Origin of the sequence: Micromonospora sp. NPDC048905 (genome assembly GCF_040649655.1) — a bacterium.
In the GTDB taxonomy this organism is placed as follows: domain Bacteria; phylum Actinomycetota; class Actinomycetes; order Mycobacteriales; family Micromonosporaceae; genus Micromonospora.
The window spans coordinates 81,050-103,967 of the sequence record NZ_JBEZFV010000019.1; the positions used below are offsets into that span (position 1 = coordinate 81,050).

The window sequence follows — 22,918 nt, forward strand, 5'->3', positions numbered from 1 at the left end:
GTGGTGGTGGTGAGGTCAGGGGCTGACCTGGTGCCGGGCCTGCTGGGCCTGGTCCTTGACGTCGTGCGCGGCCGACCTGCCGTCGTCCTTGACCGCGTGCACGGCGTCCTGGGCGGTGGACCGCACCGACTGGGCGGCCTGCTGGGCGGGCTCGCGCAGCTCCTCCTTGAGCTCGCTGGCCACCTCCCCCAGCTTGTCCTTCACCGCATCGGTGTGCTCCCCGACCCGCTCCTTCAGCTGGGTCGCGGCCTGCTGCTCGCGGCGGGAGGCCGGGATCAGCGAGGAGGCCAGCCAGCCGACGCCGAACGCGATCAGACCGGCGGCGAGAGGGTTGCCCTGGGACTTCTGCCGGATCACCCGCGGGGCGCTGTGCGCGGCGTCGCTGACAGTCGTCGCCGCCGAGTGCGCGGCGTCGCTGACGCTGGACGCCGCCGACGAGGCGCGGTCGCCCACCGAGTGAGCCGCCTGGCCGGTGCCGTGGCCGAGGTCAGACGCGGTTCCCATGACCTTGTCCCTCACATTCTGCAGAGCGGAACGGGCCCGCTGCTTGCGGTCGTCGACGATGCGGCTGGGGCTGACCTTGTACGCCAGCGCGTCCACATCGGAGCTGAGGCTGTTACGGGTGGCTTCGATCTCCCGGCGGATCTGATCGGGATCGGTGCTCATCGGGTGACTCCCTCCGGGTGCGGCTTGAGCGCGTCGGGGATCCGCTGCACGCTGTCGTTTGTCTGCTTGAGCCCGCGGACGTGCTGGGCGTTCTTCTTCGCCATGGAGTAGAGGACGGCGCCGATCGCGGCCCAGACGACGGCCACGATCAGTGCGGCCAGGCCGGAGTCCATGACGTTGTCCAGGAACTGCCACACGGCGATGGACACGAAGAGCGCCACCATGTAGCCGCCGAAGCCGGCCCCGCCGAAGAGCCCGGCGGCCTTGCCGGCCTTCTTGCCCTCCTGGCGGATCTCGGCCTTGGCCAGCTCGACCTCCTGACGCATCAGCGTCGACAGGTCACTCGTCACCTGGCGCATCAGCTCACCGATGGAGCTGCCCTTCACCTCCGCAGCGGTGTGCGGGGCACCCGCGTCGGGTTGGTATCCGGAGCCCAGGCCGGACCCCTGCGTCGGCGTGGTCATGCCGTCGCCTCCCTTCGGATGACTCGGCGGCTCACGGACGGGGGGTGCCGCTGGACGGAACGCCCGGTAGCGGGTCGGTCTGCTGTACCGGCGGCAGTGGCTGCCCGGTGCCGGAGTACTCCGAGGCACCGTCCCGGCTCGGGTCGGCATAGCCGCCGGGCGTCGGGTCGGCATAGCCGCCGGAGATCGGCTCGGTGCGCGTGCCGGGGGTCGGGTCGAGGTAGCCACCCGGCGGGACGGCGTCCGGCACCGCGCGGGGCGCCGGCGGCGGCGTCGGGATGACGACGGTCTGCTCCGGGTCGTACGCCCCCGCACCCCGGTAGGTCGAGGATCCGTTGCCGGAGTCGTGGCCGGCGGCGGAGACGCTCCGGGTCAGCCGGCCGGCCAACACACCGAGAACGGCCGCGCCGACCAGGAAGGTGCCGGGATTGCGCCGGGCGTAGTCGCGTACCTCGGTGATCAGGTCGCCGGGCTCGCGCTGCTCGAGCCAGCCGGCGACGCCGTGCACCCGGTCGGCGGCCTGACGGGCCAGCTCGGTCACCGGGCCGGCCTGACCACCCTGCTCGGCCATCGAACGCATCTCGTCGGCAAGCGAGCGCAGTCCACCGGCGGCCCGACGCTGCTGCTCACCGGCCTGGCTGGCGAGTTGGGTGCGAGTCTCGCCGTACAGGTTGCGAGCCTGCCGGGCCGCCTCGCGGCCGACCTCGGTGCCCTGCTCCTTCGCGGTCTGCGCGACCGCGCCGCCAGCCTGCGCGGCTTCGGAGCCGACCTGGCGCACCTGGTCGCGAACGCCACCGCCGTTCGTCGACTCCTGCCCGTACGTGGAAGACGTGGGTGAAAGATCGTAAGACATGATTTCCCTTCCGCTCAGAAAGTCGTCGCGGTTGTGCTGGGGGATGCGGCGCGTTGCCGCCGCCGCTGACCATTCACCTACCCTGCGTTTCGGCTTCCATACCTCTTCGTGCATTTCTCTGCGCGGCCCACCGGTTGGTCTTCAAAATGGAGGATCGTCGGGCTGCGTCATGTCGCCGCTGCGGACAGTGCGGTTCGCGAGGGCCGGCAGAGCCACGGAGGGGGCAGCGATGGCACGAGACGTGCGAGGTGGCCGACGGGCGGGTCCTCGACCCCGGGTCCAGGTGGCCGCGCTGGTCGTGGCCGGGGTCTTCCTGCTGATCGGCGTGCTCGGCTTCGTTCCCGGCGTCACCACCGACTACGGCGAGCTGAGATTCGCCGGGCACCACTCGGACGCGCGACTGCTCGGGCTGTTCCAGGTGTCGATCCTGCACAACGCGGTGCACCTGCTCTACGGGCTGGTGGGCCTGGTGCTGGCGCGCAGCGTCGCCGGCGCCCGGGTGTTCCTGGCCGCCGGCGGGGCGAGCTATCTCGCGCTCTGGCTGTACGGCCTGGCCATCGAGGCCGTCGACCCGGAGAGCGGGGCGAACATCCTGCCGGTGAACGACGCCGACAACTGGCTGCACCTCGCACTCGGCTTCGGGATGCTCGCGCTCGGGCTGCTGCTGTCGAACCAGGCGGGCACCGGCGGACGCCTGGACAACCCGGCCGACCGCCACTGAACTGGACTTTTGTGGTTTCGCGGTCACGCCCGCCGGGGTAAGTCGACAGGCGGATGGAGGTGCGATCATGCCTCGTTGGCTACGTGACAACGCCCTGGCCATCGCCATGCTGGGCGCGTTCCTGATCTTCCTGGTGTTGCAGAGCGTCTTCGGCTGGCAGACCCACAACGAGGAGCTGACCGAGTTCGGGGCCGCGCCGCTGAGCTGGCCGGCGTACCTGGGCAGCGGGCACTTCGCCGAGTCGGTCTTCGAGAACTGGGAGTCGGAGTTCCTCCAGATGGGCGGCTACGTGCTGCTCACCGCGTACCTGGTGCAGCGGGGCTCGGCCGAGTCGAAGCCGGTGGACCAGACCGACCGGCCGGAGGACGACGAGCGGCGGGCCACGCCGCAGTCACCCTGGCCGGTGCGCGTCGGCGGCCTGCCGCTGGTGATCTACCGCAACAGCCTCTCCCTCGCGCTGCTGCTGATCTTCGCCGGTTCGTTCGTCGGCCACCTGTTCGGGGGCACCGCCGCGTACAACCAGGAGCAGGCGCTCCAGAGCGGCGCGCCGCCGATCGGCGTGTGGGAGTTCCTCGGCACCAGCGACTTCTGGTTCCAGTCCATGCAGAACTGGCAGAGCGAGTTCCTCGCCGTCGGAGCGCTGATCCTGCTGAGCATCGTCCTGCGCCAGCACGCCTCACCCGAGTCGAAGCCGGTGACCGTCGCGCACGCCAGCACGGGCGCGTAGGCGTCAGGCCGCGACCGGCAGCCGCTTCGCGAAACAGATGCTGTACGGGTTGCCCACGTACTCGCCGTAGACCGGGATCTGGTCATAGCCGGACGAGGTGTACAGCGCGATCGCGGCCGGCAGGTAGGTGCCCGTCTCCAGGCAGACCACCGACTGCCCCTGCCGGAACGCGCACTCCTCCAGTGCGGCGAGCAGTTGACGGGCGATGCCCCGACCCCGGTAGGCGGGCCGGACGTACATTCGCTTGATCTCACCGGTGCCGGCGTCGATCGACTGGAGCCCGCCACAGGCGACCGCGCGACCCTGCACCACCGCCGCCAGGTAGCGGACGTCGTCGTGGGGGACGAAGACCTGCCCATCCAACCCGCCATCAGCCGTGAGCAGCTCACGCTGCTGGGCGACGAGCAGGGCGGCGATCTCCGGATCGATGACGGGCCGAGACTCGATCAGCATCACCCCACGCTAGGACGGGTGGATTTCGCGAAGGTTTCCGGAAATCAACCCGATCACAGAGCGCAACGGACTACTCGGCGTCGTCCTCGTACTCGTCGTCGTCGAGATCGTCGGACGAGTCCGCGCCCACCTCGTCCGATCGCACCCGGCGGGCCTTGCGGGCGGCGAGCCGGTCCGCCGCGGAGAGCCGGTTCGACTTCTCCTCCAGCCGGACGTCGGTGCCCCGGTTGCCGGGTACGAAGTCCACGCCGGCGTAGAGCGTCGGCTTCCAGTCGAACTCGCGCTCGCCGATCCGCACCAGATCACCGGGCGCCGCGCCGGCCTTGGCCAGCTTGTCCTCCACTCCGAGCCGGGCGAGCCGGTCAGCGAGGTAACCGACCGCCTCGTCGTTGTCGAAGTTGGTCTGCTTGACCCAGCGCTCCGGCCGGACACCGCGAACGGTGAACGAGCCGTCCGCCTCGGCGGTGATGGTGAAGCCGTCGTCGTCCACCGCGATCGGCCGGATCACGATCCGGGTCGGCTCGGCGGGCGGCGCGGCCTTACGCTGCGCCTCGACCAGATCGGCCATCGCGTAGGTGAGCTCCTTGAGCCCCTCCCGGGTGGCCGCGGAGACCTCGAACACCCGGTAGCCGCGCTCCTCCAGGTCGGGGCGCACGATCTCGGCAAGGTCCCGGCCGTCCGGCACGTCGACCTTGTTGACGGCGACCATCCGTGGGCGGTCGCTCAGCCCGCCGTACTGGCTCAGCTCGGCCTCGATGGCGTCGATGTCGGCGACCGGGTCACGGCCGGGCTCCAGGGTCGCCGAGTCGATGACGTGCACCAGCACGGCGCAGCGCTCGATGTGCCGCAGGAACTCCAGGCCCAGCCCCTTGCCGCTGGCCGCGCCGGGGATCAGACCGGGCACGTCGGCGACGGTGAAGGTGTGGTTGTCCATCCGGACCACGCCGAGGTTGGGCACGAGGGTGGTGAACGGGTAGTCGGCGATCTTCGGCTTCGCGGCGGAGATCACCGAGATCAGCGACGACTTGCCGGCCGACGGGAAGCCCACCAGGCCCACGTCGGCGACGCTCTTCAGCTCCAGCACGACGTCCAACTGGTCACCGGGCTCGCCCAGTTCGGCGAAGCCGGGCGCCTTGCGCTTGGCGTTGGCCAGCGACGCGTTGCCCCGCCCGCCGCGGCCGCCCCGAGCCACCTCGAAGGTGGTGCCGGCGCCGACCATGTCGGCCAGCACGGTGCCGTCGGTGGTCTGCACCACCGTGCCGTTGGGCACCTTCAGCATCAGGGTGCGGCCGTTGGCGCCGTCCCGGTTCGACCCGGCGCCGCCCTTGCCGTTGTCGGCCTTGACGTGCGGGTGGAAGTGGAAGTCGAGCAGGGTGGTGACCTGCGGGTCGACGACCAGGGACACGCTGCCGCCGTGCCCGCCGTTACCGCCGTCCGGCCCACCGAAGGGCTTGAACTTCTCGCGGTGGATCGAGACACAGCCGTGCCCGCCATCGCCGGCCTGCAGGTGCAGAACGACCCGGTCAACGAACGTCGCCACGGCGTCAATCCTTCCAGCGAGGTCCGACCCCGCACTTCGAAAAAAGCTAAGCGGGCCGGGACCCGGAGGTCCGCGGCCCGCTTAGCCGGAGAACTACTGCTGCGGAACGATGCTGACGGTCTTACGACCGCGCTTGGTGCCGAACAGGACCGCACCGGCCGACAGCGCGAACAGCGTGTCGTCGCCGCCACGGCCGACCAGGTCACCGGGGTGGAACTTGGTGCCACGCTGCCGGATGATGATCTCACCGGCGCTGACAACCTGACCACCGAAGCGCTTCACGCCGAGTCGCTGGGCCGCGGAGTCACGACCGTTACGCGAGCTGGACGCACCCTTTTTGTGAGCCATTGGAGGACGACCTACTTCCCGCTGGAGATGCCGGTCACCTTGACCTGGGTCAACGGCTGGCGGTGACCCTGGCGCTTGTGGTAGCCGGTCTTGTTCTTGAACTTGTGGATCCGGATCTTCGGGCCCTTGGTGTGCGCGGCGATTTCGCCGGACACCGCGACCTCGGCAAGCTTCGCCGCGTCGGTCACCAGGTCGTCACCGTCGACGAGGAGCACCGCGGTGAGCTTCACCGCGTCACCGGGGGCACCGGTGAGCTTCTCGACCTCGATCACGTCGCCCTCGGCGACCTTGTACTGCTTGCCGCCGGTCTTGACGATCGCGTACATCGGAGGCGGACTCCCTGTCGTTGAGGCTGCTGGCGGTCGTCCCCGCGGCGGCTCGCCGGGTAGCAGTGCACGGCGGCGCGGGCACACGGGAACTCGGCACACCAAAGGTGGGCCGCAGGCAAGAGTACGCCATTGCCGGCCCGGACCCCAAACCGGCCTGCCCTGGTCAGCGCGCGCAGAGCTCGTCGAGGCGCTGCTGGAGCCTGTCGAGTTCGGTCTCGTCGATGGACTCGACATCGGCGCCGAGCGCGGCGACCTCGGTGCCGAGATCGGTGAGCAGGGTCTTGAGCTGCGGATCGGTGGCCCGCTCCGCCTGTTTACGCAGCTCGCTCCGCCAGCCGGCCAACGCCCCCTCGGCCCGTACGCGGGCAGCCTCGGCCGTGCCGCTGTCCCCGGCGCCCACCGCCGCGACCATCTGGCCCAGCTCAGCCACATACGTCCGGACGGCGGTGGTGCTGGCCTGCTGGGCGGCGACACAGACCTGCGTGGCGCCGCCCGCCGCGGCACCACTGGCCGGAACGCCGCTCGGCCCGGAGGCCGTGCCACCGGTGGTCACGCCGGCCGAACCGGACCCCACGCCCCCCGGCCGGTCGGCGGCACAGCCGGACACGTCGAAGAGCACAGTGCCAAGCGCGATGAGGGCGAGCAGACGACGCATCTTCTTCTCCTGACCAGGGACTGTCGATCCTGGGCCGGAGTGGCACAACGGCGAGGTCCCTCCCCCGTCACTTTGCCGGAGAAGGGACCTCGCCAAACACTTGGCCGGTCAGGCGGTCAGGGGCGCGTCCGCCGACGTGCGCCACCCCGGCGTGAACGGCGGCGACCGGCACCACCCTCGGTGCTGTCCTCGTCGCCCTCACCGTCGGCGAGCGCGTCCGGGTCGTCCGCCGCGGCCAACCGGGCCGACTCCCCCTGCTGAGCGTCGGAGATCGCCGGTGCGGCGGCCGTCTCCGACTCGTAGCGGGACAGGTCGTAGCCCATGGTGTCCTGGTAGTCCGCGTCCGGCTCGGCGCTGGTCTCGGTGTCGACGACCTCGACCACGGCCCGCTCGGCCGGTGCGTTCTTGCGCGCCCGGCGACGGGACGAGGTGCTGCCCTGCTCGGCGGCGGCCGGAGCGACGGCCACCGAGGAGGCGACCGCCTTGACCTTCTCCCCCGCACCGGCAACGCGCGCCTTCTCCGGCACCGGCTCGGTGTGCATGATGACGCCCCGACCCTTGCAGCACTCACAGGTCTCGCTGAACGCCTCCAGCAGGCCCGCGCCGATCCGCTTACGGGTCATCTGCACCAGGCCGAGTGAGGTGATCTCGGTGACCTGGTGCTTGGTGCGGTCCCGACCCAGGCACTCGGTGAGTCGGCGCAGCACCAGCTCACGGTTCGACTCCAGCACCATGTCGATGAAGTCGATCACCACGATGCCGCCGATGTCCCGCAGCCGGAGCTGGCGGACGATCTCCTCCGCCGCCTCCAGGTTGTTGCGGGTGACGGTCTCCTCCAGGTTGCCCCCGGAACCGGTGTACTTACCGGTGTTGACGTCCACCACCGTCATCGCCTCGGTGCGGTCGATCACCAGCGAACCGCCGGAGGGCAGGAAGACCTTGCGGTCCAGGCCCTTGATGATCTGCTCGTCGATCCGGTACTCGGCGAAGACGTCGCTCGTGCCGACGTGCCGCCGCACCCGGTCCACCAGGTCCGGAGAGACGTGCGACAGGTACGACTCGACGATGTCGTACGACTGCTCGCCCTCGATGACCAGCTCGCGGAAGTCCTCGTTGAACAGGTCCCGCACGACCCGGATGACCAGGTCCGGCTCCCCGTAGAGCAGCGCCGGAGCGCCACCCTCGGCGGCCTTGGCCTGGATGTCCTCCCACTGCGCCTGGAGCCGCTTGACGTCGCGGGCCAACTCGTCCTCGCTGGCGCCCTCGGCGGCAGTGCGGACGATCACGCCCGCGCCGTCCGGGACCAGCTTCTTGAGCACGTCGCGCAGCCGCTTGCGCTCGTTGTCCGGCAGCTTGCGGCTGATCCCGGACGCGTTGCCGTTGGGCACGTAGACCAGGTGCCGGCCGGAGAGCGCGATGTGGCTGGTCAGCCGAGCGCCCTTGTGCCCGATCGGGTCCTTGGTGACCTGGACCAGCACCGAGTCGCCGGAGCGCAGCGCCTGCTCGATCGAGCGGGCCCGCCCTTCCAGACCGGAGGTGTCCCAGTTGACCTCGCCGGCGTACAGCACCGCGTTGCGACCCCGGCCGACGTCGACGAACGCCGCCTCCATGCTCGGCAGCACGTTCTGCACCTTGCCCAGGTACACGTTGCCGGCCATCGTGCCGGAGGAGTTGCGGGTGACGTAGTGCTCCACGAGCACCCCGTCCTCCAGAACGGCGATCTGCGTACGGTCACCGCGCTGGCGGACCGCCATCACCCGGTCGACCGCCTCCCGGCGTGCCAGGAACTCCGACTCGCTGAGAATCGGCGGCCGCGTACGCCGCTGCTCCCGGCCGTCCCGGCGGCGCTGGCGTTTGGCCTCCAGCCGGGTCGAACCGGACACGCCCTGCACCTCGTCGACGGTCCGGCGCGGCTCGCGGATCTTCACCACGGTCGGTACGCCGTCGTCGGCGGCACCCTCCGTGTCGCCCGCGCCCCGGCGACGACGACGCCGGCGACGGCGGGTCAGGCCGTCCCCGCCCTCGCTGTCCTCGTCCTCGTCGCCCTCGACCTCGGCGGTCTCTTCCTCGTCGGCCTGCGCCGCCTCCTCGGACTCGTCGTCCTCGGCGTCGTCGGCCCCGCCCTTGCCCCGGCCCCGGCCCCGGCGACCACGCCGGCGGCGGCGGCGCGCGGCGGCGCTGTCCTCGTCGTCCTCATCCGCCTCGGCGGCCTCGTCGGCCTCCTCGGTCGGCTCCTCCTCGGCCTCGATCGCCTCGATCGGCTCCACCGGCTCGACCTCGCGGCGACCACGCCGACGGCGGCGGGACGGCTCCGCGGCCTCCTCCACCGCCGGCTCCTCGGCGACGGGAGCGGGCTCGACCGGCCGGGTCACCGGCACGGCGTCCGGCTGGGGAGCCATGAACAGCACGGTGGGCGCGGAGAGCGCGGCCCGCCGACGACGGGTACGCGGCTGCTCCGGCTCGACCTCGGCCGGCTCGATCGGCTCAGCTGTCACACCGGAGACGGCGACACCAGGTGACACCTCGCCGGCGCTGGTCCAGGGCGACTCGGCGGGGGTCGCCGTGGGGATGTCGTTCAGCTCGGCCTCGGCCTCGCGAAGGTCGGAGGCCACCGGTTCCTCGGCGGCGACCGGCTCCTCGACGACCGGCTCCTCGACCGCGGGCGGCTCCTCGACGGCCGCCGGGGTGGCCTTCTTGCGCCGGGTACGGGTCACCTTGACCGGCGGAACCACGTCGGCCGGGGCCACCTCCGCGGAGGACGCGACGAGCGGCTCCTCGGCGGTCGTCTCGACCGGGGTCGCCTTACGACGGCGCCGGGGGGTCTTGGGCGCGACGTCCTGGTCGCCGGAGATCGGGGCGAAGACCTCCGCCTGCGGCGACTCGGTACTGGCGGCCTCGCTGGTGGACGCCTCGGCCGGAGCGTCGGTCTGCTCCGGCTGGCTCAGCGGGGCGGCGCGACGTCGGGTCGCCCGGGCGCGCCGTACCGGCGCGGCGGGCTCGGCGCTCTGCGCGCCGTCCGGCTCCACCGAAGCCGAACCGACGGCCGTGGTGGGGGTCGCGACGGCAGCGCCGTCGGCCGTGGTGCTCTGGTCGGCGGTCTCCCCGGCCGGCTGTGAACCGGTCCGTTCGCCGCCCTCGGGCTCGTTCTCGAGCATGGACGTTCTCCAGTTCTGGCTACCCCGGGCGCGGGTGAGCGCTGCCACGCAGGGTCGCCGCAAAAGTGTTTCCGCCGGGCGCGCGTGGTGCGCGACCGCCGAAGTCTGCCTGCCAGAACACCAACCGTCGGTCAGTGCCCAACGATGGTTGCCCCGTCGCGATCCGCATCCAACGGATCCACGATCGCACCCTGCGCGGTCAACGTGCCCTGAGCCAGCCGGGTCACCCTCGGCGAAACCGGCGGCTCCAGGTCGGCCACCACGCGGAGGCCGGAAAGGACGTCATCGGGCCGTACGGACGGGGTGACCTGCCGTACGACCAGTTCGAGTATCGCACACGGTACGGCCGGCGCCCCGGAAGGCGTCGGCGTTGGTGCGAGGACATCGATCGATATCACTGCGGCGCGGGCGTCGAAGGTGCGTCGACCCTGCTTGGTCATCCGCTCCACCAGCACCTCGTCCGCAGCGAGGAAGGCGTCCACCGCGGCGCGGAGCACCTCGGTCTCGACCTCGGGCAACTCGATGTGCCAGTGCGACGCCTCGATCCGGTCCGGGAGGTTGCCCCCCTCGGCGATCACGGCGTCCAGGACGTCCAGCCCCGGCGAGAGCGCGGCGTCCAACGCGGCGCGCAGCGCCTCCGGGTCGACCTCGGCCTGAAGGGCGATCTCCAGGTACTCCGCCTCGCTCGCCACCCCGGTGGGCGCGGCGCTGGCATAGGAGATCTTCGGGTGCGGGTGGAAACCCTGGGAGAAGGCGACCGGCACGGCGGCCCGGCGCAGCGCACGCTCGAACGCCCGGGCGAAGTCCCGGTGCGAGGTGAACCGCAGCGGCCCGCGCTTGGCGTACCGGATGCGGACGCGCTGGACGACCGGTGCCTGGCCGCCCTCGGGTTGAGGCTTCTTGGCGATCGTGGGCTCCTCGGGTGTACCTGCGTGTCCGACCATCCTGGCCCAGCGCCACCGACGGTACGCAGCCGGGGCGGTCGGAGCGCCCGGACAGGCGGGTACGAACCGCCCGGCTGGGTCGTGACCACCCGTCCGCGGAGCCTGATGGCCGGCCGGCGGCCCCGGAAGGTCACCAGCCGGCCATCACGATCAGAACCGGTTACCGCTCTTGCGGCCCAGTGGGCGGAGCTCCGCCCGGCGGGCCGTACCCGGGAGGCAGAAGGTGGCCGGGCGCCGAGGGATGACCGGAAACTGGGGGGTCGGCGGGAGGCGAGCCGCTACCGGGAGGCGTGGGGTAACCGGGAGGCGTGGGGTGGCCGGGGGGCGGGGCATACCCGGGAGGCTGCGCGTAACCGGGAGGCTGCGCCTGACCCGGAGGCTGGGCGTACCCGGAGGGCGGGCCGTGACCGGGAGGCGGAGGGTAGCCGGGCGACGCGGCATACCCGGGAGGCGGGCCGTAACCGGGAGGCTGGGCGTAACCGGGAGGCTGGGCGTAACCGGGAGGCGGGCCGTAACCGGGAGGCGGCCCGTAACCGGGAGGCTGGGCGTAACCAGAGGGCTGGGCATACCCGGCAGGCGGGCCGTAACCGGGAGGCGGAGGGTAGCCGGGCGATGCGGCATACCCGGGAGGCGGCGGGTAGCCAGGAGGCTGGGCGTAGCCGGGAGGCGGGCCGTAGCCAGGAGGCGGGGGCGGGTAGCCGCCGGAGATCATCTGGTCCAGCACCTCGTCCGGGATGTCGGCGGCGGCCCGGACCGCCTCCCGCCGGTAGCGCCGGCGGTTCCAGATGAGGAACACCACAAGCGCCAGCAGCAGCACCAGCGCCACGGCGATACCGATGACCACGACCATGACCTGCTGGTCGGTGGGACCACCGCGATCGCCGTGCTGGGAGAGGTCGAACTCCTTCGCGGCCTCGGTGATGATCGGGCCCGGGCTGGGGGTCGCCTCCGGGCCGAGCAGCGGATTGGTGGTGACCGGCGGTACGTTCGCGGTCAACGCCTTCAGCGGGTCGATCAGCCCGAAGCCGAACTGCGGATCTCGCCCGGCCCGGCCGGAGTCCCGTGCGGTCCGGATGATCCGGTTGATCACGTTCGGGGCGTTGAGATTCGGATATTTCGCCCGAATCAGCGCGGCCAGGCCGGAGACGATCGCCGTGGCGTCGGAGGTCCCGTCGCCCCAGCCGTAGCCCCCCTCGTTGCTGGCGTTGTAGATGCCGTCGCCCGGAGCGGCGACCACCGCCTCCGGCCCCTGGACCGAGCCGGACCAGAATCTGCCGCCCCTGGTCGTCCCGGTAACCGCGATCACACCGGGGGTGTTGGCCGGTTGCGCGACGCCGACATCGCCCTTGGCCGTGTTGCCAGCGGAGGCAACCACGACGACGTCGTGGTCCAGCGCGTACCTGATCGCGCTCTCTTCCTCCGGGCTGACGACGCCCGGCCCACCGACGGACAAGTTGATCACCTTGGCGCCACCGTCGACGGCCATCCGGATACCGAGAGCGATCACCCCGTCGCTGAAGGTCCCGCTGCCCTTGCCCATCTTGATCGGCAGGATCTTCGCGCCGGGGGCGATGCCGTCCACCCCGTCGCGACCGCCGCTCTTCGCCGCGATGATGCCGGCCATGTGCGTGCCGTGGCCGTTCTCGTCGGCCCGACCGTCTCCGGAGGCGCCGTAGCTGCGACCACCGGCAAGGACCTGACCCCGCAGGTCCGGGTGGCTGGCCTCGACACCGCTGTCGAGCACGGCCACGATCACGCCCCGCCCGGTCGAGATCTTGTGCGCCTGGTCGATCCGGAGCTCGTCCAGATACCACTGCTCGGCCCGCCGAGGCGCGGCGGCCGCCGGCTGGGCCGCACCTACCACCAGGAACCCCGCCAGCAGGCAGGCAGCGGCCGGCCGGATCGCTCCGACGTTCATCCTCATCCGTCTGTCCTCACCGCAGGATGCCCGGGAAGTGCCAGCGTTCATGGAGAAACCGGACATCGCGCTATCCCCCGTCAGCGCCAGTCACCCGCCGAGCACGAGGCCCGGCGGGTGTGGTGTCGACTGTGGAGGCTAGCGGTCACCGCCGCCGGGTGCTGCCCCGGCGGCGGGCGGTCAGGCCGGGTGGTCGGCGGCCGGGACCTTCATTCCGTTGCCGCCCAGCGGCGTGAGTGGCAGCAGCTTCTTGCCGGTCGGGCCGATCTGGATCTCGGTGTCCATCGATGGGCAGACGCCGCAGTCGAAGCAGGGCGTCCACCGGCAGTCGTCCTGTTCGAACTCGCTCACCGAGTCCTGCCAGTCCTGCCAGAGCCAGTCCTTGTCCAGGCCCGAGTCGAGGTGGTCCCAGGGCAGGACCTCCAACTCCTCGCGCTGCCGGGTGGTGTACCAGTCGAGGTCGACCCCGAACGCGGGCAGCGTCTCGGCCGCCGCGTCCACCCAGCGCTGGTAGGAGAAGTGCTCGCTCCACCCGTCGAACCGGCCGCCGTTCTCCCAGACCTTGCGGATCACCGAGCCGACCCGGCGGTCACCCCGGGACAGCAGTCCCTCGATCAGCGACGGCTCACCGTCGTGGTACCGGTAGCCGATGGCGCGGCCCAGCGAGCGGTCCGAGTTGATGGCCTGCTTGAGGATCTTGAGCCGGTGGTCGATGACCTCCGGACGCTCCATCGAGGCCCACTGGAACGGGGTGTGCGGCTTCGGCACGAACCCACCGATGGAGACCGTGCAGCGGATGTCCTTGGAACCGGTGGCGGCCCGACCGGCCCGGATCACCTCGTGGGCCATCTCCGCGATCTCGAGGACGTCCTCGTCGGTCTCGGTGGGGAGGCCACACATGAAGTAGAGCTTCACCTGCCGCCAGCCGTTGGTGTACGCGGTGACGACGGTACGGATCAGGTCTTCCTTCGTCACCATCTTGTTGATGACCTTGCGAATCCGCTCCGACCCGCCCTCCGGGGCGAAGGTCAGGCCGGTCCGCCGCCCGTTGCGGGACAACTCCTGCGCGAGGTCGATGTTGAAGGCGTCCACCCGGGTCGACGGCAGCGACAGCGAGACGTTCGTGCCCGCGTACTGCTCGGCGAGGCCCGAGCACATGTCACCGATCTCGGAGTGGTCGGCCGAGGAGAGCGACAGCAGGCCCACCTCGTTGAAGCCGGAGAACTCCAGGCCCTCGCGGACCATCTGCCCGACCGTGGTGATGGACCGCTCCCGCACCGGACGGGTGATCATGCCGGCCTGACAGAACCGGCAGCCCCGGGTGCAACCCCGGAAGATCTCCACCGCGTACCGCTCGTGCACCGTCTCGGCCAGCGGCACGAGGGGCTTCTTCGGGTACGGCCAGGCGTCCAGGTCCATCGTCGTGCGCTTGTGCACCCGGAACGGCACGTCCGCCCGGTTGGGCACGACACGCTGGATCCGCCCGTCCGGGAGGTAGTCGACGTCGTAGAAGCGCGGCACGTAGACGCTCTCGGTGCGCGCCAGCCGCAGCAGCAGCTCGTCGCGGCCCCCCGGGGAACCCTCGGCCTTCCACTCCCGCACGATCGCGGTGATCTCCAGCACCGCCTCCTCGCCGTCGCCGAGCACCGCGGCGTCGATGAAGTCGGCGATGGGCTCCGGGTTGAACGCCGCGTGGCCACCGGCCACGATCACCGGGTCGGCGTCGGTGCGGTCGGCGGCCAGCATCGGGATGCCGGCCAGGTCGATCGCGGTGAGCATGTTCGTGTAGCCCAGCTCGGTGGAGAAGGAGATGCCGAACACGTCGAAGTTACGCACCGACCGGTGCGCGTCGACGGTGAACTGCGGCACGCCGTGCGTGCGCATCAGCGTCTCCAGGTCCGGCCAGACCGCGTACGTCCGCTCGGCGAGGGTGTCGGGCAGCTCGTTGAGCACCTCGTAGAGGATCTGCACGCCCTGGTTGGGCAGGCCCACCTCGTACGCGTCGGGATACATCAACGCCCAGCGCACGGTCGCCGCGGCCCAGTCCTTGGTCACCGCACCCAACTCGCCCCCGACGTACTGGATGGGCTTGGAAACCTGGGGTAGCAGCGGCTCGAGCTGGGACCAGACGGACGGCTCCAGGTCACGGCTCGGCGTCGGAGCCGCCGAGCTGGAGTCGTCGCGAGAGTTGGTCGCGGCCGCGCGCGGCGTCGTGGACGGGGCACTCATGATGCCCAAGGGTACGCGCCCACCCGGCGGTGGCGACGCGGTACTAACCTCGGACCGGCGCGAGAGGAGATTGCCGCCATGCCCGAGCCCCAGCCGGGAGCACGGCCGGCCGACGGGAGCACCCCGGGCGCGGAGCCGGACCGGGTTCCGGCGGCCGCCGATCAGCCGGCCTCCCCACCCGTACCGTCGGACCAGCCGAAACCGTCGGACCAACCGGACCCTCCGACGCAGCCGGAAGCGTCAGACCAGCCGGCACCGTCGGACCAACCGGACCCTCCGACGCAGCCGGAAGCGTCAGACCAACCGGAACCGTCGGACCAACCGGAACCGTCAGACCAACCGGCCCCTCCGACGCAGCCGGAAGCGTCGGACCAGCCGGCACCTCCGACGCAGCCCCAGTCTCCGGATCAGCCGGCAGCCTCGGGCCGGCCCGAGCCCGCCACCACCCCGGAGCCCCCCGCGCCCAGGTGGAGCGGCTCGGCGCCGGTGCCACCCCCGCTGCCACGCCGACCGGTCTGGGGCGAGTCGGCCGAGCCGACCCCGCTGCCACCCCTGCCCGTGGGACCGCCGGAGCACCAGACGCCTGTCGACCCGTGGGCCGGCGTGGACACCGGCGGCTGGGACCTGCCCTCCGCCGAACTGCCGTCGCTTACCCCGCTCCCCCCGACGATGCCGCATCCGACCCCGCCGGCGACGAAGCAGTGGCCCAGCCAGCCTGCTCGCTCGGTCGGGTCGCACCCGGTGTCTCCGGCCGCGGCCCCGAGGCCACCGCAGGCGACCGGACCCAGGATGCCGACCCGGCCGACGCCGCCGCCCACGCCACCGCCCAGCGCGCCGAAGCAGCGCCGGGGCAAGCGGTCCGCCGCGCCGCCCGTGGCGCCGCCGGCGGGGCCGCCGCCGGGCTGGCAGGCCCCCAAGGGGTACGTGCCGGTGCCGGTTCGCCGTCGTCGCCGCTGGCCCTGGTTGCTGCTGCTCACCCTGGCCTGCTGTTGCGGCTGCCCCGCCTACTACGGATTCCCGATCTCAGCCCAGTACCCGGTGCAGGCCGCGCTGCCCGCCCAGGTCGACGATCTGAAGCTGCGGCAGGACGGCCGCAGCGCGGAGGCCGCCCGACAGTTGGAGAAGGAGGTACGCGGGGAGCACCTGCTGGCCGAGGGCACCTTCGCCGGTGTCTACTCCACCTCGGGCGGCAAGCAGGTGACGGTCTTCGGCGGAACGGGTTTCCGGTGGAGCCCGGAGTCGGACGCGGAGGCCGAGATCAGCCGGCTCACCGAGCGGTACGCGCTGGACGCACCCGAGGTTGTGGACACCGGTGTGCGGGGCCGGCACGAGCGATGCGCGGTCGGCCGGTCCAACGGCGGTGACGTGGTGGTCTGCACCTCTGTCGATCACGGCAGCATCGCCACCGGAGTGTTCACCCGGCTGTCGGTCGCCGACAGCGCCGCCCTGTTGAACACCCTGCGGGCCCAGATCATCCAACCCAAGGCCTGAACGCGACCCACCCAGCGTTGATCAGGAGGTCTCCCGCCCCACGAAGGCGGTGGACTTCCTGGTCAACCGGGGTGGGGGTCAGGCCTCGCGAGTCGCGTCCGGGTGGGCGCGCGGCGGGGCGTAGCGGGGGACGTACTCCTGGCCGGTGAGCTTCTGGATCTCGCTCATCATCTCGTCGGTCATCTGCCGCAACGAGGTGCGGTCGGTCGGCCGCCCGGTCAGGTCGATCGGCTTGCCGAACCGAATGATGATCTCGGCGGCGCCGGGCCGGGGCACCCGGGCGCCGATCGGCTGCGCCTTGTCCGTGCCGATCATGCCGACCGGGATGATCGGCACGCCGGTCGAGGTCGCCAGCCGAACCGTGCCGGTCCGCCCCCGGTAGAGCCGGCCGTCCGGCGAGCGGGTGCCCTCCGGGTAGACCACCACCAGGTCACCGTTCTTGAGCACCGGGATCGCCGCGTCGAACGCGGACAGCGCGGCTCGACCGCCGCCCCGCTCCACCGGGATGGCACCCAGGCCGGTGAGGACGAACTTGGAGATCGCGCCCTTCACACCGGTGCCCTTGAAATACTCCGACTTCGCCCAGAACGCCAGGTGCCGGGGCACAACCGTGCCGAGGAACAGCTCGTCGGCCACGGACAGGTGGTTGCCGGCGAAGATCGCCCCGCCGCTCCTCGGCACGTTTTCCAGCCCCTCGACGGTCGGGCGGAACGCCAACCGCAGCGTGGGCCCCACGGCGAGCTTGCCGATGGTGTAGAGCAGGGGCACTGGTCCTCCGGCAGATCAGGTGCGAACAGGCGGTGTCACGGTAGCGGACGCCCGCACACCCCTCGGACGGAGGTGGCGCGGCGCCCGCTACCTGACGATCGTCGCTAGACCCGGCGGACGGAGACCGTCACCCGGTCGCCCTCGCCGACCTCACCGGCGAAGCCGTCGATGCCCTCGGCGAAGTCCACCGAGTCGGCCAGCACCTCCCCGGACACGAAGTCCAGGTACCCGGCCACCGCCGCGCGCACCTGCTCGGAGGCCGACACCGACACCACGATCCGGTCCGACACATCGAGGTCGGCGTCCCGGCGAGCCTGCTGCACCACCCGCACCACGTCGCGGGCCAGCCCCTCGGCCGCCAACTCCGGGGTGACCTCGGTGTCCAGCACCACCACACCCTCACCGCCGGGCAGCGGCGCGGAGTTCTCCGCATCGGCGGCGACCAGTCGCAGCTCGTACTCGCCCTCGGCGAGGGTGACGCCGGCGGCCACCGGGGCGCCGTCGACCAGCTCCCAGTCGCCCGCCTTGACCGCCTTGATCACCTGCTGCACCTGCTTGCCGACCCGCGGACCGAGCGCCCGGGGCACCACCGTCAACACCTGCTCGCAGTACGCGGACAGCTCGGCGCTGAACTCGACGGCCTTCACGTTGACCTCGTCGGTGACCAGGTCGGCGAACGGACGCAACTGCTCCGCCGCCGGGGAGGCCACGGTCAGCTTGGACAGCGGCAGCCGTACCCGCAGACCCTTGGCCTTGCGCAGCGACAGCGCCGCCGAGGCGACCGCCCGGGTGGCGTCCATCGCGGCGACCAGGTCGTGATCGGCCGGGAAGTCCGTCGCCTCCGGCCAGTCGGTCAGGTGCACCGACCGCTCCCCGGTCAGGCCTCGCCAGATCTCCTCCGCGGTCAACGGCGCGAGCGGCGCCACCACCCGGCAGAGCGTCTCCAGCACCGTCCAGAGCGTGTCGAACGCGTTGACGTCACCGGACCAGAACCGATCCCGGGAGCGGCGCACGTACCAGTTGGTCAGGGCGTCCAGGTAGGACCGGACGGTGGCGCAGGCGCCGGAGATGTCGTACGCGTCCATCTGCGCGCCGACCGTGGCCACCAGCTCGTTGGTCTTCGCCAGGATGTACCTGTCGAGCAGGTGCGTCGAGTCGGTGCGACGACTCGCCTGGTGCCCGTCGGCGTTGGCGTAGAGCGTGAAGAAGTACCAGACGTTCCACAGCGGCAGCAGCACCTGCCGGACGGCGTCGCGGATGCCCGCCTCGGTGACCGCCATGTCCCCACCGCGCAGCACCGGCGAGGACATCAGCATCCACCGCATCGCGTCCGAGCCGTACGCGTCGAAGACGTGGTAGACGTCCGGATAGTTGCGCAGGCTCTTGGACATCTTGCGCCCGTCCGAGCCGAGCAGGATGCCGTGGCTCAGGCAGTTGCGGAACGCCGGCCGGTCGAACAGCGCGGTGGCCAGCACGTGCATGGTGTAGAACCAGCCGCGGGTCTGCCCGATGTACTCGACGATGAAGTCGCCCGGGTAGTGGTGCTCGAACCAATCCGCGTTCTCGAACGGGTAGTGCACCTGGGCGAACGGCATCGACCCGGACTCGAACCAGCAGTCCAGCACCTCCGGCACCCGGCGCATCATCGACTGTCCGGTCGGGTCGTCCGGGTTGGGGCGGACCAGGTCGTCCACCGCCGGCCGGTGCAGGTCGGTCAGGCGTACGCCGAAGTCCCGCTCGATGTCGGCCAGCGAGCCGTAGACGTCCAGGCGCGGGTAGTTCGGGTCGTCGGACTTCCACGCCGGGATCGGCGAACCCCAGAACCGGTTCCGGCTGATCGACCAGTCCCGGGCGTTGGCCAGCCACTTGCCGAACGAGCCGTCCTTGATGTGCCCGGGCGTCCAGTTGATCTCCTGGTTCAGCTCGACCATCCGGTCCCGGAACTGCGTCACCGCCACGAACCAGGAGGACACCGCCTTGTAGACAAGCGGGGTGTCGCAGCGCCAGCAGTGCGGGTACGAGTGGGTGTAGGTGTCCTGCCGGAGCACCACCCCCCGCTCCTTCAGCTCCCGGATCACCGGCTTGTTGACGTCGAAGACCTGCTCACCCTGGTACGGCGGGACCAGCGCGGTGAACCGGGTGTGGTCGTCCACGGTGACGATGGTGGGGATGCCGGCGGCGTTGCAGACGTTCTGGTCGTCCTCACCGAAGGCGGGGGCGAGGTGCACGATCCCGGTGCCGTCCTCGGTGGTGACGAACTCCGCGCCGAGCACCTGGTACGCGTTGTCGCCGGCCTGCTCGACGAGGAAGTCGAACAGCGGCGTGTAGCGGCGTCCGACCAGGTCCCGGCCGTACACCGTGCCGACCTGCTCGAAGCCGTCCAGTTCCTTGGCGTACGCGGCCAGCCGCGCCGCGCCGACGACGTACCGCTCCCCGTCGCGTTCCAGCACCGCGTACTCGATGTCCGGGCCGACGGCGAGCGCCAGGTTCGACGGCAGGGTCCACGGCGTGGTGGTCCAGACGCCCAGCCGGACCGGCCCGCGCACCAGCTCCGGCGCGGACTCGTCAGCGGTCAGCCCGAACCACACCGTCAGCGTCGGGTCGTGCCGGTCCCGGTAGACGTCGTCCATCCGGGTCTCGGTGTTCGACAGCGGCGTCTCGCAGCGCCAGCAGTACGCCAGCACCCGGAAGCCCTCGTAGATCAGACCCTTGTCGTGCAGGGTCTTGAAGGCCCACATGACGCTTTCCATGTAGTCCAGGTCGAGGGTCTTGTAGTCGTTCGTGAAGTCGACCCAGCGGGCCTGCCGGTTGATGTACCGCTCCCAGTCCTGGGTGAACTCCAGCACCGAGGTGCGGCAGGCCTCGTTGAACCGGGCCACGCCCAGGTCGATGATCTCCGCCTTGCTGGTGATGCCGAGCTGCTTCTCGGCCACCACCTCGGCGGGCAGGCCGTGGCAGTCCCAGCCGAAGCGCCGCTCCACGTGCCGTCCGCGCATGGTCTGGTAGCGCGGCACCACGTCCTTGACGTACCCGGTGAACAGGTGGCCGTAGTGCGGCAGACCGTTGGCGAACGGCGGGCCGTCGTAGAAGACGTACTCGTTCTTGCCGTCGTCGCCGGCCGGGCGGGCCTCGACGCTGGCCTCGAAGGTCTGGTCGGCCGTCCAGTGCTCCAGCACCCGGCGCTCGACCGCGGGCAGGTCCGGGCTCGCCGGGACTCCGGCGGCGGTCGGGTCGTGCAACGGATAGGCCATCGGGGGTCGCTCTCCTCATGCAGCTCACTCAACGTGGGTCTGCGAGGACGAACCGTCCCAGGGGTACGCCTCGACGGCGCTCCCGGGTGATCCGCGGTACCACCCCGCTTGGCGGTCACGATCGACCGCCCGCTCATTGACCGGCTGTGACGGGCCGCACCCGTCCGGTTCTACTGGGCCGGTGACCCGGCCGTTCTTCCGGAGGCTCACCGGTGATAGCCGGATCATCGCCAGTCCCAACGATACAAGACCCACCCACCACCACACCGCCGACCAATCCACCCCCACCCCCGACCCACCCGCCCCCAGCCCGACCCCAGCCCGTTGATCATGAGGTTATTGCTGGCCGCCCCGGCGTGTCGTGACGATAACCCCATGATCAACGGGCTGGGGAGTGAGGTGGGGTTGGTGGGTGGCATGACTGGGGTCACAGGTTTGGCTGTCACGGTGCGACCTCTCCCATCCGTCGTGTCGGTGTCCAACCGATCAGGGGAGGTAGTCATGCAGCGGATGAATCCCGGCGCGGTGGCGCCGAAGGCGTACCAGGCGGTCATGGGGCTGGAGAAGTACGTCCAGTCGAACGTCGACCAGACGGTGCTTGAGCTGGTGAAACTGCGCGCGTCGATGATCAACGGATGCGCGTACTGCGTCGACATGCACAGCCAGGACGCGCTCGCCAAGGGTGAGTCGAGCCGGCGGCTGTTCGCGGTGGCCACCTGGCGGGAGTCGCCGTTCTTCGACGAGCGGGAGCGGGCCGCGCTGGACCTCACCGACGCGGTCACCCGGCTCGGTGAGCACGGCGTGCCGGACGAGGTGTGGGACGCCGCCGCGAAGGTCTGGTCGGAGAAGGAACTGGCCGACCTCGTCGTCGCGATTGCCACAATCAACGTGTGGAATCGGATCGGAGTGACCATGCGGTTGGAGCCTCCGGCCCACGCATGACCACTGAGGCAACAGACGCGGCCGGTGCGCTCCAGGCGCACCGGCCGATGCTGCTCGGGCTCGCGTACCGGCTGCTCGGCAGCCGACACGACGCGGAGGACGTGCTCCAGGAGGCGTACCTGCGCTGGCACGGCGTGGACCGGTCGGCGGTCGAGGAGCCCCGCCGGTACCTGTCCCGGGTGGTCACCCGGCTGGCCCTGGACCGGTTGCGGGCCCGGCAGGCGGCCCGCGAGACGTACGTCGGCACCTGGCTGCCCGAGCCCGTGCCGACCGCGCCCTCGCCGTTCGGACCGTTGGACCGCGCGGAGTTGCGCGACTCGCTCTCCACCGCGTTGTTGCACGTCCTGGAGCGGCTCACCCCGCCGGAGCGTGCGGTGTACGTCCTGCACACCGCCTTCGACCTGCCGTACGCCGAGATCGCCGAGATCCTGGAGCGGACCCCGGAGGACTGCCGCCAACTCCACCACCGGGCGACCAGCCGGGTCCATCAGGAGCAGCGGCGCTTCACCGCGAGCCGGGCCGAACGGGAACGGTTGCTGGACGCGTTCCTCGCCGCCGCCCGCGACGGTGACCTGGCGACGCTCACCGGCCTGGTCGCGGCGGACGCCACGGCCTGGAACGACGGCGGTGGTCGGGTCCGGGCAGCCCGCAACCCGGTCACCGGCGCGGACCGGATCGCCCGGTTCTACGCCGGGATCTACGGCCCGGGCCGTCCCATGACCGTGCATCCGATCGAACTGAACGGGGAACCCGCCGTGTTGATCACGCGCGCGGACGGCAGTCGGTACACGCTCACCATCGCCGCGGCCGACGGACGGATCACCGGGATCTACGTGGTCGGCAACCCGACGAAAGTGCCGCCGGTCGACTGAACCCTCCGGTGCCGTCGGCCGGTCCGGACCGCAGAGCCGGCCCGGACCGCGCAGCGTCAGCCCAACTCGGGAGCGTCAGCCCAGCTCGGGGAACCAGAGCGCGATCTCGCGCTTGGCGCTGTCCGTCGAGTCGGAGGCGTGCACCAGGTTTTCCCGGTTGGACAGCGACAGGTCGCCCCGGATGGTGCCGGCGGCGGCCTTGCGTCCGTCGGTGGCGCCGACCAGCCCGCGGACCACGTCGATGACCTGGTCGCCGGAGAGCACGAGCGCGACAAGTGGACCGCTGGTCATGAAGTCCTTCAGCGGCGGGTAGAACGCCTTGTCCACGTGCTCGGCGTAGTGCTCGTCGGCGAGCGTCGCGTCCATCGTCCGGTGCACCATCGCGTCGATTCGCAGCCCCTTGCGCTCGAAGCGGGAGAGGACCTCGCCGACCAGGCCGCGGCGGACCGCGTCGGGCTTGATCAGAACGAGGCTGCGCTCATCCGGGCTGTTGCTGGACACGCTGGGTTCCTCCTGTGCACGCTGGACGCCTGGGATCGGTACGGTCAGCGTAGCGACCCGGTCCCGGCGCCGGCGCGGCGGCCGGCCTTTC

The 22,918-nt window shown here is 71.2% G+C and carries 20 protein-coding genes; 5 read left to right on the forward strand and 15 right to left on the reverse strand.

The window, feature by feature from the left end; genetic code table 11:
* Positions 1–15 precede the first annotated feature (15 nt).
* Genes AB0C01_RS31645 through AB0C01_RS31655 form a run of 3 tightly spaced genes read right to left on the reverse strand, consistent with a single transcriptional unit; the run spans position 16 to position 1,983 of the window.
* On the reverse strand, positions 16–666 hold the full coding sequence (locus tag AB0C01_RS31645; RefSeq protein WP_357572873.1) for a DUF3618 domain-containing protein: 651 nt from the start codon (positions 664–666) through the stop codon (positions 16–18).
* On the reverse strand, positions 663–1,130 hold the full coding sequence (locus AB0C01_RS31650; RefSeq protein ID WP_357244200.1) for a phage holin family protein: 468 nt from the start codon (positions 1,128–1,130) through the stop codon (positions 663–665). The genes AB0C01_RS31645 and AB0C01_RS31650 overlap by 4 nt, the downstream gene beginning before the upstream one ends.
* Before the next feature lie 31 nt (positions 1,131–1,161).
* Positions 1,162–1,983, reverse strand: coding sequence for a hypothetical protein (locus AB0C01_RS31655; protein ID WP_357572874.1), 822 nt, complete (start codon positions 1,981–1,983; stop codon positions 1,162–1,164).
* A gap of 229 nt (positions 1,984–2,212) precedes the next feature.
* Between AB0C01_RS31655 and AB0C01_RS31660 the strand changes: the two genes are divergently transcribed.
* Entirely contained in the window at positions 2,213–2,704 is a 492-nt protein-coding gene (locus AB0C01_RS31660; RefSeq protein WP_357244194.1) for a DUF4383 domain-containing protein, read from the forward strand.
* A gap of 67 nt (positions 2,705–2,771) precedes the next feature.
* Positions 2,772–3,431 (forward strand): DUF6766 family protein, encoded by a 660-nt coding sequence (locus tag AB0C01_RS31665; RefSeq protein ID WP_357572875.1) that lies wholly within the window; start codon positions 2,772–2,774, stop codon positions 3,429–3,431.
* A 3-nt stretch (positions 3,432–3,434) separates the two neighbouring features.
* Here the strand turns inward: AB0C01_RS31665 and AB0C01_RS31670 are convergent, their stop codons facing one another.
* From AB0C01_RS31670 to AB0C01_RS31710, 9 genes are all read right to left on the reverse strand, one after another.
* Positions 3,435–3,884, reverse strand: coding sequence for a GNAT family N-acetyltransferase (locus AB0C01_RS31670; RefSeq protein WP_357244188.1), 450 nt, complete (start codon positions 3,882–3,884; stop codon positions 3,435–3,437).
* 70 nt (positions 3,885–3,954) lie between these two features.
* Complete coding sequence (gene obgE, locus AB0C01_RS31675; RefSeq protein ID WP_357244184.1) at positions 3,955–5,424, reverse strand: GTPase ObgE; 1,470 nt, start codon at positions 5,422–5,424, stop codon at positions 3,955–3,957.
* A gap of 93 nt (positions 5,425–5,517) precedes the next feature.
* Complete coding sequence (gene rpmA / locus AB0C01_RS31680) at positions 5,518–5,772, reverse strand: 50S ribosomal protein L27 (protein ID WP_007464062.1); 255 nt, start codon at positions 5,770–5,772, stop codon at positions 5,518–5,520.
* An 11-nt stretch (positions 5,773–5,783) separates the two neighbouring features.
* Positions 5,784–6,098 (reverse strand): 50S ribosomal protein L21, encoded by a 315-nt coding sequence (gene rplU, locus AB0C01_RS31685; protein ID WP_007464063.1) that lies wholly within the window; start codon positions 6,096–6,098, stop codon positions 5,784–5,786.
* A 166-nt stretch (positions 6,099–6,264) separates the two neighbouring features.
* On the reverse strand, positions 6,265–6,756 hold the full coding sequence (locus tag AB0C01_RS31690; protein ID WP_357572876.1) for a hypothetical protein: 492 nt from the start codon (positions 6,754–6,756) through the stop codon (positions 6,265–6,267).
* Between the two features lie 116 nt (positions 6,757–6,872).
* Positions 6,873–9,911: an Rne/Rng family ribonuclease gene (locus AB0C01_RS31695; protein ID WP_357572877.1), complete on the reverse strand. Its 3,039-nt coding sequence runs from the start codon at positions 9,909–9,911 to the stop codon at positions 6,873–6,875.
* Between the two features lie 131 nt (positions 9,912–10,042).
* Positions 10,043–10,855 carry a TIGR03936 family radical SAM-associated protein gene (locus AB0C01_RS31700; protein ID WP_357244175.1) on the reverse strand — a complete coding sequence of 271 codons (813 nt, stop codon included), beginning with the start codon at positions 10,853–10,855 and terminating at the stop codon, positions 10,043–10,045.
* A 160-nt stretch (positions 10,856–11,015) separates the two neighbouring features.
* The gene (mycP, locus tag AB0C01_RS31705) at positions 11,016–12,779 is read right to left on the reverse strand and encodes a type VII secretion-associated serine protease mycosin (protein WP_357572878.1); all 1,764 of its coding nucleotides are present in this window, start codon (positions 12,777–12,779) and stop codon (positions 11,016–11,018) included.
* A 174-nt stretch (positions 12,780–12,953) separates the two neighbouring features.
* Positions 12,954–15,002, reverse strand: a complete 2,049-nt coding sequence (locus AB0C01_RS31710) for a TIGR03960 family B12-binding radical SAM protein (RefSeq protein WP_357244169.1) — start codon at positions 15,000–15,002, stop codon at positions 12,954–12,956.
* Between the two features lie 486 nt (positions 15,003–15,488).
* Between AB0C01_RS31710 and AB0C01_RS31715 the strand changes: the two genes are divergently transcribed.
* A complete protein-coding gene (locus tag AB0C01_RS31715) occupies positions 15,489–16,493 on the forward strand; it encodes a hypothetical protein (protein WP_357244166.1) in 1,005 nt (334 codons plus the stop codon).
* Positions 16,494–16,571: 78 nt separating this feature from the next.
* Here the strand turns inward: AB0C01_RS31715 and AB0C01_RS31720 are convergent, their stop codons facing one another.
* Positions 16,572–17,261, reverse strand: coding sequence for a lysophospholipid acyltransferase family protein (locus tag AB0C01_RS31720; RefSeq protein ID WP_357244162.1), 690 nt, complete (start codon positions 17,259–17,261; stop codon positions 16,572–16,574).
* 104 nt (positions 17,262–17,365) lie between these two features.
* Positions 17,366–20,512 (reverse strand): isoleucine--tRNA ligase, encoded by a 3,147-nt coding sequence (gene ileS / locus AB0C01_RS31725; RefSeq protein ID WP_357244159.1) that lies wholly within the window; start codon positions 20,510–20,512, stop codon positions 17,366–17,368.
* Between the two features lie 501 nt (positions 20,513–21,013).
* Here ileS and AB0C01_RS31730 point away from each other — a divergent pair.
* Positions 21,014–21,454 (forward strand): carboxymuconolactone decarboxylase family protein, encoded by a 441-nt coding sequence (locus tag AB0C01_RS31730; protein ID WP_357244157.1) that lies wholly within the window; start codon positions 21,014–21,016, stop codon positions 21,452–21,454.
* Positions 21,451–22,326, forward strand: coding sequence for an RNA polymerase sigma factor SigJ (sigJ, locus tag AB0C01_RS31735; protein ID WP_357244154.1), 876 nt, complete (start codon positions 21,451–21,453; stop codon positions 22,324–22,326). The genes AB0C01_RS31730 and sigJ overlap by 4 nt, the downstream gene beginning before the upstream one ends.
* Positions 22,327–22,401: 75 nt before the next feature.
* Here sigJ and ndk read toward each other — a convergent pair whose 3' ends face one another.
* On the reverse strand, positions 22,402–22,827 hold the full coding sequence (ndk, locus tag AB0C01_RS31740) for a nucleoside-diphosphate kinase (protein ID WP_357244151.1): 426 nt from the start codon (positions 22,825–22,827) through the stop codon (positions 22,402–22,404).
* Between the last annotated feature and the right edge of the window lie 91 nt (positions 22,828–22,918).

Excerpts from the sequence above, each read along its gene's own strand:
- AB0C01_RS31645 (WP_357572873.1), bottom strand. The coding sequence starts at position 666 with ATGAGCACCGATCCCGATCAGATCCGCCGGGAGATCGAAGCCACCCGT.
- AB0C01_RS31650 (WP_357244200.1), bottom strand. The coding sequence starts at position 1,130 with ATGACCACGCCGACGCAGGGGTCCGGCCTGGGCTCCGGATACCAACCC.
- AB0C01_RS31655 (WP_357572874.1), bottom strand. The coding sequence starts at position 1,983 with ATGTCTTACGATCTTTCACCCACGTCTTCCACGTACGGGCAGGAGTCG.
- AB0C01_RS31660 (WP_357244194.1), top strand. The coding sequence starts at position 2,213 with ATGGCACGAGACGTGCGAGGTGGCCGACGGGCGGGTCCTCGACCCCGG.
- AB0C01_RS31665 (WP_357572875.1), top strand. The coding sequence starts at position 2,772 with ATGCCTCGTTGGCTACGTGACAACGCCCTGGCCATCGCCATGCTGGGC.
- AB0C01_RS31670 (WP_357244188.1), bottom strand. The coding sequence starts at position 3,884 with ATGCTGATCGAGTCTCGGCCCGTCATCGATCCGGAGATCGCCGCCCTG.
- rpmA (WP_007464062.1), bottom strand. The coding sequence starts at position 5,772 with ATGGCTCACAAAAAGGGTGCGTCCAGCTCGCGTAACGGTCGTGACTCC.
- rplU (WP_007464063.1), bottom strand. The coding sequence starts at position 6,098 with ATGTACGCGATCGTCAAGACCGGCGGCAAGCAGTACAAGGTCGCCGAG.
- AB0C01_RS31690 (WP_357572876.1), bottom strand. The coding sequence starts at position 6,756 with ATGCGTCGTCTGCTCGCCCTCATCGCGCTTGGCACTGTGCTCTTCGAC.
- AB0C01_RS31695 (WP_357572877.1), bottom strand. The coding sequence starts at position 9,911 with ATGCTCGAGAACGAGCCCGAGGGCGGCGAACGGACCGGTTCACAGCCG.
- AB0C01_RS31700 (WP_357244175.1), bottom strand. The coding sequence starts at position 10,855 with ATGGTCGGACACGCAGGTACACCCGAGGAGCCCACGATCGCCAAGAAG.
- mycP (WP_357572878.1), bottom strand. The coding sequence starts at position 12,779 with ATGAGGATGAACGTCGGAGCGATCCGGCCGGCCGCTGCCTGCCTGCTG.
- AB0C01_RS31710 (WP_357244169.1), bottom strand. The coding sequence starts at position 15,002 with ATGAGTGCCCCGTCCACGACGCCGCGCGCGGCCGCGACCAACTCTCGC.
- ileS (WP_357244159.1), bottom strand. The coding sequence starts at position 20,512 with ATGGCCTATCCGTTGCACGACCCGACCGCCGCCGGAGTCCCGGCGAGC.
- AB0C01_RS31730 (WP_357244157.1), top strand. The coding sequence starts at position 21,014 with ATGCAGCGGATGAATCCCGGCGCGGTGGCGCCGAAGGCGTACCAGGCG.
- sigJ (WP_357244154.1), top strand. The coding sequence starts at position 21,451 with ATGACCACTGAGGCAACAGACGCGGCCGGTGCGCTCCAGGCGCACCGG.